The sequence below is a fragment of the Agromyces humatus genome, assembly GCF_021228295.1.
GTDB classification, from domain to species: Bacteria; Actinomycetota; Actinomycetes; order Actinomycetales; family Microbacteriaceae; genus Agromyces; species Agromyces humatus.
In genome coordinates, this window is the sequence record NZ_JAJQPD010000002.1 from 25,697 (window position 1) to 38,208 (window position 12,512).

At 68.4% G+C, this 12,512-nt stretch carries 11 protein-coding genes and 1 tRNA gene; 11 read left to right on the forward strand and 1 reads right to left on the reverse strand.

From position 1 onward, the window contains the following. Position 1 precedes the first annotated feature (1 nt). The 10 genes from dnaG to LSF15_RS02770 all read left to right on the forward strand — a co-directional run bounded on the left by dnaG (position 2) and on the right by LSF15_RS02770 (position 10,865). The gene (gene dnaG / locus LSF15_RS02725) at positions 2 to 1,879 is read left to right on the forward strand and encodes a DNA primase (protein ID WP_232497002.1); all 1,878 of its coding nucleotides are present in this window, start codon (positions 2 to 4) and stop codon (positions 1,877 to 1,879) included. Positions 1,880 to 2,061: 182 nt separating this feature from the next. Further along, positions 2,062 to 3,693: an ABC transporter substrate-binding protein gene (locus LSF15_RS02730; protein WP_232497003.1), complete on the forward strand. Its 1,632-nt coding sequence runs from the start codon at positions 2,062 to 2,064 to the stop codon at positions 3,691 to 3,693. A gap of 188 nt (positions 3,694 to 3,881) precedes the next feature. Further along, on the forward strand, positions 3,882 to 4,883 hold the full coding sequence (locus LSF15_RS02735) for an ABC transporter permease (protein WP_372459913.1): 1,002 nt from the start codon (positions 3,882 to 3,884) through the stop codon (positions 4,881 to 4,883). Position 4,884: 1 nt separating this feature from the next. Further along, on the forward strand, positions 4,885 to 5,961 hold the full coding sequence (locus LSF15_RS02740) for an ABC transporter permease (protein ID WP_232497005.1): 1,077 nt from the start codon (positions 4,885 to 4,887) through the stop codon (positions 5,959 to 5,961). After that, on the forward strand, positions 5,958 to 7,646 hold the full coding sequence (locus LSF15_RS02745) for a dipeptide ABC transporter ATP-binding protein (RefSeq protein ID WP_232497006.1): 1,689 nt from the start codon (positions 5,958 to 5,960) through the stop codon (positions 7,644 to 7,646). Before LSF15_RS02740 ends, LSF15_RS02745 begins: the two co-directional genes overlap by 4 nt. A gap of 26 nt (positions 7,647 to 7,672) precedes the next feature. Then, positions 7,673 to 8,503, forward strand: a complete 831-nt coding sequence (locus LSF15_RS02750) for an ABC transporter ATP-binding protein (protein WP_232497007.1) — start codon at positions 7,673 to 7,675, stop codon at positions 8,501 to 8,503. 83 nt (positions 8,504 to 8,586) lie between these two features. Next, complete coding sequence (locus tag LSF15_RS02755) at positions 8,587 to 9,516, forward strand: D-isomer specific 2-hydroxyacid dehydrogenase family protein (RefSeq protein ID WP_232497008.1); 930 nt, start codon at positions 8,587 to 8,589, stop codon at positions 9,514 to 9,516. A gap of 102 nt (positions 9,517 to 9,618) precedes the next feature. Then, a tRNA-Asn gene (locus LSF15_RS02760) sits at positions 9,619 to 9,691 on the forward strand. Between the two features lie 197 nt (positions 9,692 to 9,888). Further along, positions 9,889 to 10,563 carry an AzlC family ABC transporter permease gene (locus LSF15_RS02765; RefSeq protein ID WP_232497460.1) on the forward strand — a complete coding sequence of 225 codons (675 nt, stop codon included), beginning with the start codon at positions 9,889 to 9,891 and terminating at the stop codon, positions 10,561 to 10,563. Next, positions 10,560 to 10,865, forward strand: coding sequence for an AzlD domain-containing protein (locus LSF15_RS02770; RefSeq protein WP_232497009.1), 306 nt, complete (start codon positions 10,560 to 10,562; stop codon positions 10,863 to 10,865). The genes LSF15_RS02765 and LSF15_RS02770 overlap by 4 nt, the downstream gene beginning before the upstream one ends. Positions 10,866 to 10,936: 71 nt before the next feature. On the opposite strand, the gene def is transcribed toward LSF15_RS02770, so the two are convergent. After that, positions 10,937 to 11,503 (reverse strand): peptide deformylase, encoded by a 567-nt coding sequence (gene def, locus LSF15_RS02775; protein WP_232497010.1) that lies wholly within the window; start codon positions 11,501 to 11,503, stop codon positions 10,937 to 10,939. Between the two features lie 40 nt (positions 11,504 to 11,543). Here def and LSF15_RS02780 point away from each other — a divergent pair, with 40 nt between their 5' ends. Then, positions 11,544 to 12,458 (forward strand): DMT family transporter, encoded by a 915-nt coding sequence (locus LSF15_RS02780; RefSeq protein ID WP_232497011.1) that lies wholly within the window; start codon positions 11,544 to 11,546, stop codon positions 12,456 to 12,458. Positions 12,459 to 12,512 lie beyond the last annotated feature (54 nt).

Sequence of the window (12,512 nt, forward strand, 5' to 3'; positions counted from 1 at the left end):
CATGGCGGGCCGAATTCGACAGAGCGATGTCGACGAGGTGAAGGCCCGCACGAACATCGCCGACATCATCGGCGACCACGTGAGCCTGAAGTCCGCGGGAGTGGGTTCGCTCAAGGGGCTCTGTCCCTTTCACGACGAGCGCAGCCCGAGCTTCAACGTTCGACCGGGTGTTGGCTACTACCACTGCTTCGGCTGCGGTGAGTCGGGCGACGTCTACACCTTCCTGCAGCGCATGGACCACGTGTCGTTCACCGAGGCCGTCGAACGCCTCGCGGGCCGCATCGGCTACGAGCTGCACTACGAAGACGGCGGCCAGGCCTCCGACCACGGCAACCGAGCACGCCTGCTCGCCGCGAACCGGGCCGCCGCCGAGTTCTTCGTCGAGCGGCTGGGAACCGCCGAGGCTGAGGTGGGCCGGCGATTCCTCGGCGAGCGCGGCTTCGATGCCGCGGCGGCGAAGGGCTTCGGCGTCGGATTCGCCCCGAAGAGCTGGGATGCGCTCACCGGCCACCTCAAGGGTCGCGGGTTCACGATCGACGAGCTCGTGGCATCCGGTCTCGTCTCACAAGGCGATCGCGGCATCTACGACCGCTTCCGCGGCCGGCTCGTCTGGCCGATCCGCGACGTCACCGGGCAGACCGTCGGATTCGGCGCCCGGCGCCTGCTCGACGACGACAAGGGTCCCAAGTACCTGAACACTCCCGAGACGGCGGTTTACCACAAGTCGCAGGTGCTGTACGGACTCGACCTCGCCAAACGCGACATCGCGAAGGGTCGGCGCGTCGTCGTCGTCGAGGGGTACACCGACGTCATGGCGTGCCATCTCGCGGGCGTGACCACCGCGATCGCCACCTGTGGGACCGCGTTCGGCGTCGACCACATCAAGGTGCTGCGACGCGTGCTCGGCGACGACTCGGGTATCGGCGAAGTCGTGTTCACCTTCGACGGCGACGCCGCGGGGCAGCAGGCGGCGATGCGGGCCTTCGCCGAAGAGCAGCGGTTCGCCGCGCAGACGTTCGTGGCCGTCGCGCCCGATGGGCTCGACCCCTGCGACCTGAGACTGGCGCGGGGCGATGCCGCGGTGCGCGCGCTCGTGGAGTCGCGCACGCCGATGTTCGATTTCGTCATCCGGCAGATCGTGGGCCGATACGACCTCGAGACCGTCGAGGGGCGCGTCGCCGCTCTGCGTGCGGCAGCACCGGTCGTCGCCGAGATCCGCGACCCTGCGATGCGCCCCGGGTACACGCGCGAGCTCGCCCGCATGCTCGGCGTCGAGCTCGGCGAGGTGACGCGCGCGGTGCGCGGTGTCTCGCCACGAGGAGGGCCGGGCTCCCCGCAGCGCGCCCAGCCCGGGTCATCCGCACGCCCGACGACGACCGCGCAGGCGACGGATGTCCCAGAACGACCGTTCTCGATCACCGCGCTGCCGAACGACCCGTCGACGCGACTCGAACGCGACGCGTTGCAGGTGATGCTGCAGTACCCCGACCGCGTCGGCGACGAACTGCTGAGGCACGCGATCGACAGCCGGTTCGGCGACCCCACGCTCACGGTCGTGCGCGATGGCATCGCGTCAGTGCTCGGCTCGCCCGACCCGGTCGTGCGGGTCGACCGGGTCATGGCCGAAGTGCCGCAGCCGTTCGTCGGCGTCGTGCAGCAACTCGCCGTCGCGCCCGTGCCGCAACGCAGCGAGGCCGAGCTCGAGGTGTACGCCCGTGGCGTGGTGAGTTCGCTCGTCGACCGCGAACTCCTGCGACAGAAGGCCGAACTGCTCGGCCGGCTGCAACGGCTCGACCGGGCCGACCAGGCGACGTTCGCCGTCTTGCAGCGCGCCCTCGTCGAGCTCGAGACCGAGCGCCGGGCATTGCGCGAGGACTGACGCGAAATCCGCGCCCGAAACGCGGATCGGTTGCGTGCAAGGTTGCAGATCGGTAAATATTGCGCCGTCGAACGGGCATCCCATGCAGCCTTTCGAGGCCGTGTGCTAGTCCTTGGGGATACGAGAAACGCGCCCGAGCAACGCGGCGCGCTTCAGTCCTGATCAGGAAGAGGTAGACGGATATGACATCCGCATCCAAGAACCGGCGTCGCGGCCTCATCGCGGCGGCCGGGGTTTCGGTCGCCGCCCTCGCACTCGCGGGCTGCGCGGCCGGAACCGACACCGGCAGCACCGCGGGCGACTCGATCACGGTCGGCACGACCGACAAGGTGACGACGCTCGACCCGGCCGGTTCGTACGACAACGGCTCGCTCGCCGTGCAGACGCAGGTCTTCCCCTACCTGCTCAACACCGACTACCAGTCGACCGACGTGGTCCCCGATCTCGCCGAGACCGCCGAGTTCACGTCGCCCACCGAGTACACCGTGACGCTTCCCGAGGGGCTCAAGTGGGCCAACGGCAACGACCTCACCTCGTCCGACGTGAAGTTCTCGTTCGACCGCAACCTCGCGATCGCCGACCCGAACGGCGCCTCGAGCCTGCTCTACAACCTCGACAGCGTCGAGACGCCCGACGACACGACCGTCGTGTTCAAGCTCAAGGCCGAGAACGACCAGGTGTTCCCGCTCATCCTCACGAGCTTCCCGGGTGCGATCGTCGATGACGAGGTCTTCGCGGCCGACGCGCTGACCCCCGATGAAGACATCGTCGAAGCGAACGCCTTCGCCGGGCCGTTCGTCATCACGAGCTACGACTTCAACAACCTCATCTCGTTCAAGAAGAACCCCGACTACCAGGGTCTGCTCGCCGAGGCGAAGACCGACACGGTCAACCTGAAGTACTACGCCGAGTCGTCGAACCTGAAGCTCGACGTGCAGGAGGGCGGCATCGACGTCGCCACCCGCAGCCTGTCGTCGACCGACATCGAAGACCTGAAGGGCAATGACGCGGTCAACGTCGTCGAGGGCCCCGGTGGCGAGATCCGCTACATCGTCTTCAACTTCAACACCCAGCCCTACGGTGCGACGACTGCCGAGGCCGACCCGGCCAAGGCGCTCGCCGTGCGTCAGGCAGTGGCCGACCTGATCGACCGCGACGAGCTTTCGACGCAGGTCTACAAGGGCACCTACACCCCGCTGTACTCTCACGTCCCCAGTGGGATGGCCGGCGCCATCGAGCCGCTCATCGAGCTGTACGGCGACGGTGCGGGCGCGCCCGACGCCGACAAGGCCGCCGAGCGTCTCGAGACCGCCGGTGTCACCACCCCCGTCGAGCTCAACCTGCAGTACTCGAACGACCACTACGGCCCGTCGTCGGCCGATGAGTACGCGCTCATCAAGGACCAGCTCGAGGCGAGCGGCCTGTTCACGGTGAACCTGCAGACCACCGAGTGGGTTCAGTACTCCGAGGACCGCACGGCCGACGTGTATCCTGCGTACCAGCTCGGCTGGTTCCCCGACTACTCCGACGCCGACAACTACCTGACGCCGTTCTTCCTGATCAACAACTTCCTCGGCAACCACTACGAGAACCAGGAGGTCAACGACCTCATTCTCGAGCAGGCGGTCACCGAAGACGTGGCGGCCCGCACGGCGCTGATCGAGGAGATCCAGGCGAAGGAGGCGGTCGACCTGTCGACGGTGCCCTACCTGCAGGGTGCCCAGGTCGTGGTCACCGGTACCGACGTCGAGGGCGTCGACCAGACGCTCGACGCCTCGTTCAAGTTCCGGTTCGCGGCGCTGTCGAAGGGCTGAGCCGTCTGAACGGCCACTAGAGTCACTTCTACACGGAACGGGTGGCCCGCTCCTCTCGGAGCGGGCCACCCGCATTCGAGCCCACCCCCGATTGGCTGACCTTGACCTCAACGACGACGGCCCCCGCCACAAGCGGAAAGTCCCGACGACCATCACGATCGTCGTCGGGCAGCACCCTCGGCCGCTACATCCTCATCCGCGCACTGCTCATCATCCCGACAGTGTTCATCCTCGTCACCCTGGTGTTCGTGCTCATGCGAACGACCGGCGACCCGATCACCGCGGCGCTCGGTGGCCGGCTCAGCGCAGATCAGCTGCAGGAGCGCATCCAGGAGGCCGGCTTCGACCGCCCGGTCATCGTGCAGTACTTCGAGTACATCGGGCAGATCTTCACGGGCAACTTCGGTACCACGCTGAGCGACAACCGCCCGGTCATCGAAGTCCTCCTCACCTACGGCACCGCCACCTTCGAGCTCGCGTTCTACGCGCTCATCGTCGCGTTCGCGATCGGCATCCCCTTCGGGCTCCTCGCGGCATACCATCGCGACAAGGGCCAGGACGCGAGCCTGCGCGTCTTCGCGATTCTCTGCTACGCCACGCCGGTGTTCTTCTCGGGCCTGCTGCTCAAGCTCATCTTCTCGGTGTGGCTGGGCTGGCTCCCCGTCGCCGGCCGCGCCTCGACCGGCGCCACGATCGAGATGGAGACCCTGCCGAACAAGACGGGCTTCTATACGATCGACGCGATCATGACCGGCAATCCCGCTGTGCTCGGCGACGTGCTCGCGCACGCCGTGCTGCCGGCCATCGCGCTCGGGCTGCTCACCGCAGGCGTGTTCCTGCGGCTGGTGCGCACCAATGTCATCGGCACGCTGTCGACCGACTACGTCGACGCGGCTCGCTCGCGCGGCGTCAGCGAGTACCGGCTCGTGCGCAAGCACGCCTACCGCCCCGCACTGATCCCCATCATCACGGTCATGGGTCTGCAGATCGCACTGCTTCTCGGCGGTGCGGTACTCACCGAGACGACCTTCGAATGGAAGGGCCTCGGCTTCCAGCTCACCGAGTACCTGCAGGCGCGCGACTTCGTCGCCGTGCAGGGCATCGTCGTGCTGCTCGCCGTACTCGTGGCGATCACGAACTTCATCGTCGACATCATCGCGGCGCTCATCGACCCGAGGGTGAGGTACTGAGATGACGACCGAAACCATCGCCTCCCGCGCCCCCAAGCGCCGGCTGCGCGACCGTTTGCCCGTCGTGCACCAGCTGCGGCAGAGCGTCGGGCTGCAGCGGGGCATGCTCGTCGCCGGCCTCGTGATCACCGCGGTCTTCGTGCTGGTCGCGCTCCTCGCGCCGTGGCTCGCACCGTACGGATTCGCGCAGTTGCGCAACGACCAGGGGTCGTTCGGCAGCTCGCAGCCGCCGTCGCCCGAACATGTGTGGGGCACGACGGTCGGCGGTTACGACGTGCTGTCGCGGGTGCTGTGGGGCGCACAGACTGCGCTGCTCGTCATCATCGTCGCGGTCGTGCTCTCGCTCTTCGTCGGCGTGCTGCTGGGTCTCTTCTCGGGCTACTTCGGGGGGTGGCTCGACCGGGTGCTCGTCGTCGTCTGCGATGCGATCTACGCGTTCCCGGCTCTGCTGCTGGCGATCCTCATGGCGATCATCATCTCGGGTGGGCAGTCGAGCCTCCTGGGCGGTGTGCTGGCCGCGGCGATCTCGATCACGGTGATCTTCATCCCGCAGTACTTCAGGGTGATCCGCGCAGAGACGGTGCGCATCAAGGCAGAGGCGTATGTCGAATCGGCGAAGGTGCTTGGTGCACCGAGCAGCCGCATCATGTTCCGTCACGTGTTGCGCAACGCGACGCGAACGCTGCCGCTCATCTTCACGCTCAACTCGTCCGAGGCGATCCTCACCCTGGCCGGACTCGGCTTCCTCGGATTCGGCATCGAGCCGACGTCAGGAGCCGAGTGGGGGTACGACCTGAACAAATCGCTCGCCGACGTGTCGAGCGGCATCTGGTGGACCGCCCTCTATCCGGGTCTTGCGATCGTGTTCGCAGTGCTCGGCATCACGCTCGTGGGCGAGAGCCTGAACGACCTCGCAGACCCGCGACTGCGCGGACGACGCAGGGTGGCCCAGTCTGCCGGTGATGTCGCTGAGACGTCGGTGGTTCCCGGCGGCACGCTGACCGCCGGGCCCGGCGGGCTCCGCGGACTTGAAGACGGAGAGACGTTCGACGAGCACGGAATCGAGGTCAAGCCGTGAGCACGGTGGTCGATATCAAGGGACTCGGCGTCTCATTCGCGACCGACGCCGGTGCGGTGAAGGCAGTCGATGATGTGTCGCTGTCGGTCGAGCGCGGCGAAGTGCTCGCCGTCGTCGGTGAGTCGGGCAGCGGCAAGACGGTCACGGCGAAGACGATTCTCGGGCTGCTGCCCGAGACGGCGACGACACGCGGTGCGGTGATCCTCTCGAACAAGGCCGGCACGGCCGAGCATGACGTCATCTCCATCTCGAAGAAGCAGCTGCGATCCGTGCGCGGCACCGATGTCGCGATGATCTTCCAAGAGCCCTCCACGGCACTGAACCCGGTGTACACCGTTGGGTGGCAGATCATCGAGGGCCTGCAGGCGCACACCGACATCTCGAGCAAAGATGCCCGGATCAAGGCCGTCGATGCGCTCCGCCGCGTCGGCATCCCCGATCCCGAAGTGCGCATCGACCACTACCCTCACCAGTTCTCAGGCGGGCAGAAGCAGCGCATCGTCATCGCGATGGCGCTCGTGCTCGATCCCGGCCTGATCGTCGCCGACGAGCCGACGACGGCGCTCGACGTCACGGTGCAGGCCGAGATCCTCGACCTGCTGCGGCGTTGCCGTGACGAGTTCGGCATGGGCATCGTGCTGATCACGCACAACATGGGCGTCGTCGCCGACCTCGCCGATCGTGTGGTGGTCATGTACCAGGGCAGGGTGGTCGAAGAGGCGGACGCGCAGACCCTCTTCGCGTCGCCGCAGGCCGACTACACCAAGGCACTGCTCGCGGCCGTGCCGTATGTCGGTCACGGCACGGTTCGCGCCGCCGAGCGCGCTGCCGCACGCCCCACGAACTGGGCCGAGCAGCCGCCGGTCGTCGAGGCGAAGGGCCTCGAGATCGTCTACCCCGGCCGCTTCGGCCGCCCTGGCTTCCGCGCCGTCAACGGCGTCGACTTCGTGATCCGCCCCGGCGAGGTCCTCGGCCTCGTCGGCGAGTCGGGGTCGGGCAAGACCACGATCGGCCGTGCGATCGCGGGGCTCACCGGGGTGACCGGCGGTTCGCTCACGGTGCTCGGGCACGAGATGAACGGCATTCGAGAGCGCGACTTCCGCCCCTCGCGCAGCCGCATCGGGTTCGTCTTCCAAGATCCGGCATCGAGCTTCAACCCGCTGCTCACGATCGCCGACTGCGTCGCCGAGCCCCTCGTCATCCACGGGCGGGCGAGAGATGCCTCGGCCGCGCGGAAGCGCGTCGACGAATTGCTCGAGGCGGTGCAGTTGCCGCGCGCCTACGGTGACCGCTACCCGCACGAACTGAGCGGCGGTCAGCGACAGCGCGCGAGCCTGGCGCGGTCGCTCGCGCTCGAACCCGAGCTGCTCATCGCTGACGAGCCGACGTCGGCGCTCGACGTCTCGGTGCAGGCTCGCGTGCTCGAGCTGTTCGCCGAGTTGCAGCTCGAATTCGGCTTCGCGTCGCTGTTCATCAGCCACGACCTCGCGGTCGTCGACCTGCTCGCCGACCGCATCGCCGTCATGTACCGCGGCTCGCTCGTCGAAGAGGGCACCGGTGTCGAGGTGCTCGGCTCGCCAGTAGATCCTTATACGCAACGGCTTCTCGCTTCCCTGCCGGTGCCCGACCCCGTGGCACAGGCAGAGCGTCGGGAGCACCTGTGGCGGTTGCGAGAGGGCGACTGATGGAACGGGCCGCACACGGATATCCGATGGTGTTGAGCGACCTGTCGCTCGAGTATCCGCCGCACGGTCCGAGTCCTGCCCATGTCGCCCTGCACGGGTTGACGCTCACGATCGCGCCCGGCGAGGTGCTCGGCGTGCTCGGCAGCGCCGGCAGCGGCAAGAGCACGCTCGCGAAGGTGCTCTCGGGCGACGCGTTCGAGCCACGCGGCGGCGAGGTGCGCCCGGTCATCACGGGGGGCGAGGCGACCGTGCTCGGCCAGGCGTTGCGGCGCATGCCGAAGCGCCGGCTGGCCGAGTACCGGTTCCGAGTGGGGTACCTTCCGCAGGGTGCTTCGTCGATGCTGCCGGCTGACCGCAGCGTCGCCGAGATCATCGCCGCGCCCATCCTCGAGCGCGACCACCGCTACAACCGTCGTGCGCTGACGACCCGCGTGGCGACGATGCTCGACGGGGTCCGGCTGCCCCTCAGCATGCTCGAGCGCTATCCCTACGAGCTGAGCGCGGGTCAGCGACAGCGGGTCGCGCTCGCGCAAGCGCTCGTGCTCGGCCCATCGGTGCTCATCGCCGACGAGCCCACGGCGGGCATCGACCTCAGCGTGCGCGACGTCGTGGCGCAGCTCATCGGCGAACTGCGCGAGCAGCACGCCTTCTCGGCGATGCTCATCAGCCACGACCTGCCGGTGCTGCGCAGCATCGCCGACCGCATCGCCGTGCTCGACCGGGGCGAGCTCGCGGCGATCGGCACGATCGACGACGTGTTCCACGACCCGCATCATCCGTACGTCAAGGCTCTCGCCGGAGCACTCGACGACGGGCACGCGGTCATCGACGACCTCGCGTCCGACACCCCGTCATGACGAACGACCCGGGTTCAGCACCCCACGCGCGACACCGCGCCGTCGCGGGTGCGCCCGGTGTCGCAAGGCCTCCGGGTGCGCAGGTGGAACCGGGTCCGATCGCCATCCTGCCGTCACCCGACCCGGTCGTGGCCGATGCGGTTCTCCGCGGCGGCGGCACCGTCGCCCCGCTCTCACCTGCGACTCGCGGGGTCGTCTGGGTCGCGTCATCCGGTGCCGACGACCTCGCGGCGGCCCTCGACGCGAACCCGTCGGTCGGCTGGGTGCAGCTGCCGTGGGCCGGCGTCGACGCGTTCTCGAGTGTGCTGCAGGCCTTCCATGAGGATGGCCGGGTGTGGACGAGTGCGAAGGGCGCCTACGCGCAACCTGTCGCCGAGCACGCGCTCACGCTCGCACTCGGGCTCATGCGGGCACTGCCGCGCCGCATCCGCGCGACGAGCTGGCAGGCCGACGAGGTCGGTCGCAGCCTCTACGGCGCACGCGTGGTCATCGTCGGAGCGGGCGGTGTCGCGCTCGAGCTGCTGCGCCTGTTGATGCCCTTCGACGTCGATGCGACGATCGTGCGACGGCAGCACGCGGCGGTGTCGGGCGCCGCGAGGACGCTGCCGAGCACCCGCCTCGCCGAGGCGCTTTACGGTGCCGAGGTCGTCTTCGTGGCGGCCGCGCTCACGCACGCGTCTCACCGTCTCATCGGCCGGGCCGAACTCGCCACGCTCGCTCCAGGGGCCATTCTGGTCAACGTCGCTCGCGGCGCACTCGTCGACACCGATGCAGTGCTCGAGGCGCTCGAGTCGGGGCGCCTCGGCGGTGCCGGCCTCGACGTGACCGACCCCGAGCCGCTCCCCGCGGGACACCCGCTGTGGTCGGCGCCCGACTGCATCATCACGCCCCATGTGGCCGACACCGACGAGATGACGGCGCCGCTGTTCGCCGAACGCGTGGCCTTCAACGTGCGTGCGTTCCACGGTGAGGGCGACTTCGTCGGCCGTATCGACCCGTCCGTCGGATACTGATCCGGGCATATGTCGCGAGCTCACGCCGCCGCGGCGCCCGGGCGGTGGCCGAATTGGGACTCGGGGCAACCCTTTGCTAGAGTATCGATGCTGAACAAGCGATCCTCCATAGCTCAATTGGCAGAGCAATCGGCTGTTAACCGATAGGTTCTTGGTTCGAGTCCAAGTGGGGGAGCGATCAGGGCCGTCCGGGCGAACCGGGCGGCCCTCTGCAGTTCAGGAGGCGCGGTGAACGAGCTGACGGATGCCCCGGAGCCGGGCGCAGATCCGTCGACGCAGGGCACCGACGCAGGCCCGGGCGCTGATGCCGTTCGCGCCGATGCGACCTGGCGCGACGGCGGCCGAGTACCCGATAAGGCCGTTCGCGACGGCCTGGCCGTCGGTCTCGCGACCGCGGTGTACGGCATCTCGTTCGGTGCTCTCGCGGTCGCGGCGGGCCTCGACATCTGGCAGACCTGCTTCCTCAGCCTCGTGATGTTCACGGGCGGGTCGCAGTTCGCCCTCGTCGGCGTGCTCGCGAGCGGCGGTGTCGCTGCGGGCGGTTCGGCGATCGCGACGGCGGCGATGCTCGGCATCCGGAATGTCGTCTACGGCATGCGCATGAAGCCGATCGTCGAGGGTCCGCCCACCAGCGGACACCCGACACCCGTGTGGCGTCGGGTCGCCGCGGCGTGGGTGACGATCGACGAGTCGACCGCGGTCGCGCTCGCACAGTCGAACGACCGCGCAGCCCGCGTCGGGTTCTGGGTGACCGGAGTCGTCATCTTCGTCGGCTGGAACCTGACGACGTTCGTGGGTGCACTCATCGGCGACGCGATGGGCGACACTCGGGCCTGGGGGCTCGACGCCGCCGCAGCGGCGGCGTTCCTGGGGCTGCTCTGGCCGCGACTCAAGCGCGTCCAGGCCGGGGCGGTCGCGGTCGGCGCCGCCGTCGTCGCAACCCTCACGACGCCCGTGCTCATGCCGGGGCTGCCGGTGCTCGTCGCCGCCGTGGTCGCCGTCGTCGTCGGCTGGTTCGACCTGTTCCGCCGCAGGAGTGAGTCATGACGACCTGGCACATCATCCTCATCGCGTCGGCCGCGACGCTCGCGCTGAAGCTCGCGGGCCATCTCGTGCCCGCCGGATTCCTCGAGCGTGAGCGGCCCGCTCGTATCGCGGATCTGCTCACCGTCGCCCTGCTCTCGGCCCTCATCGCGGTGCAGACCCTTGCGGCGGGGTCGTCGATCGTCATCGATGCGCGGGTCCCGGCGGTCATCGTCGCTGCGGCTCTCTACGCCCTGCGGGTGCCGTTCGTCGTGGTCGTCATCGTCGCCGCCGCGGTCGCGGCGGGCATCAGGGCCTTCAGCTGAGCGGATGTCCCGGCTCCGCCTCTTGCGTGCCACGGGGCATCCGATCACCGCCGCTGTTGCGGCGCGCGCGATCAGCCCTCGAGATCGTCGACGCCGGGCATCCACTGCACGCCGGGCTTGCCCCAGCCGAGTTTGCGGCTGATCTTCTGCACGAGCTTCTGATCGCGTTCGCCCAGGCGGTCGACGTAGAGGGTGCCGTCGAGGTGGTCGAACTCATGCTGGAAGATGCGCGCGAGCCAGCCTTCGGCCTCGATCTCGAACGGTGCCCCGTCGAGGTCGGTCGCGCGCAGGATCGCGCGCTCGGCTCGTCGCAGGCCGAAGCGCTCGCCTGGGAACGACAGGCAACCCTCGGATTCGTCGTCGACATCGGCCTCACCGGCCGGGGGCGGGGTGATCCACAGTTCGGGGTTGATCGCCACGCCACGCCACCGCGTTCCGTCGTCGTCGACCCATCCGTAGGTGAAGATGCGAAGCCCCACGCCGACCTGCGGTGCAGCGAGGCCGACTCCCGGAGCGGCATCCATCGTCTCGAACATGTCGCCGACGAGCGTGCGCAACTCATCGTCGATGGTCTCGACGGGCAGGGCGGGGGAGTGCAGCACCGGGTCACCGGCGATTCGTATGGGGAGCACGGCCATTCGGAAAGGATAACGGGCGGTCAGCGGGTAGGGTCGTTGCGTGGAACCGCTGTCCGATCTCGCCGAGCAGATCCCGCTCGACCCGTCGACGTTCATCGGCATTCCGCTCGCCCTCATCGGTGCGGTCTTCCTCTCGCTCGGCGCGCAGTTCCAGCACCGCGGCGTGGTCAAGGTCGAGGCGCACACCGCCGACACGCTCGGCAAGGGGCTGAACGGCCGACAGCTCGCCCTCCTGCTCGCGCGCCCATCGTGGGTGCTCGGCACCGCCATGCTCGGGCTCGCGATCGTCTTCCAACTCTCGAGCCTGTACTTCGCGCCGCTCATCGTGGTGCAACCGCTCGGGGCGATCGCACTCGTGATCACCTCGATCCTCAACTCGCGCATCAACCACGTGCAGCTGAACCGCAAGTCGATCATCGCGATCGTCATGTGCGTGGGCGGCGTGTTCCTGTTCGTCGGCGTCGCCGCCTTCACCGCGGTCGACAAGCCGGTCACCGATCACCAACTGATCACGATCCTGATCATCCTCGCCGTCGTTCTGACGCTCTCCGGAGTTGCGTTCGCACTGCTCCGGCAACGCATCAGGGCGATCTTCTACGTGATCATGGCGGGCATCGTCTACGGTTTCGTGGCCACGCTCGCGAAGGTCGTGCTCGGTCGCATCGAGCAGGGCGAGTTCGAATGGCTCACGTTCACCTGCCTCCTCGGCCTGCTGCTCGCAACGGCGCTGGGCGCATACTTCGTGCAGAACGCCTACGCGTCTGGCCCGCCCGACCTCGTCATCGCCGGTCTCACCGTGGTCGACCCGATGGTTGCGGTCGCGATCGGCATCATCGTGCTCGGTGAGGCGTCGCAGGCGCCGCCCTGGGCCGTGCCGATCTTCCTCGTCTCGGGCATCGTCGCGGTATGGGGAGTGTTCCTGCTGGCCAAGAACCATCCCCAGACCCGCCTGTAGTGCGGATTCGCCGCGCGATTCGCCCCTGACCGGCGACATGCAGGTCAGGAACCA

What these genes read in the sequence shown, in the direction of transcription:
- LSF15_RS02750 (WP_232497007.1), top strand. Translation starts at nt 7,673, where the DNA reads ATGGTGTTGAGCGACCTGTCGCTCGAGTATCCGCCGCACGGTCCGAGT.
- LSF15_RS02770 (WP_232497009.1), top strand. Translation starts at nt 10,560, where the DNA reads ATGACGACCTGGCACATCATCCTCATCGCGTCGGCCGCGACGCTCGCG.
- dnaG (WP_232497002.1), top strand. Translation starts at nt 2, where the DNA reads ATGGCGGGCCGAATTCGACAGAGCGATGTCGACGAGGTGAAGGCCCGC.
- def (WP_232497010.1), bottom strand. Translation starts at nt 11,503, where the DNA reads ATGGCCGTGCTCCCCATACGAATCGCCGGTGACCCGGTGCTGCACTCC.
- LSF15_RS02740 (WP_232497005.1), top strand. Translation starts at nt 4,885, where the DNA reads ATGACGACCGAAACCATCGCCTCCCGCGCCCCCAAGCGCCGGCTGCGC.
- LSF15_RS02730 (WP_232497003.1), top strand. Translation starts at nt 2,062, where the DNA reads ATGACATCCGCATCCAAGAACCGGCGTCGCGGCCTCATCGCGGCGGCC.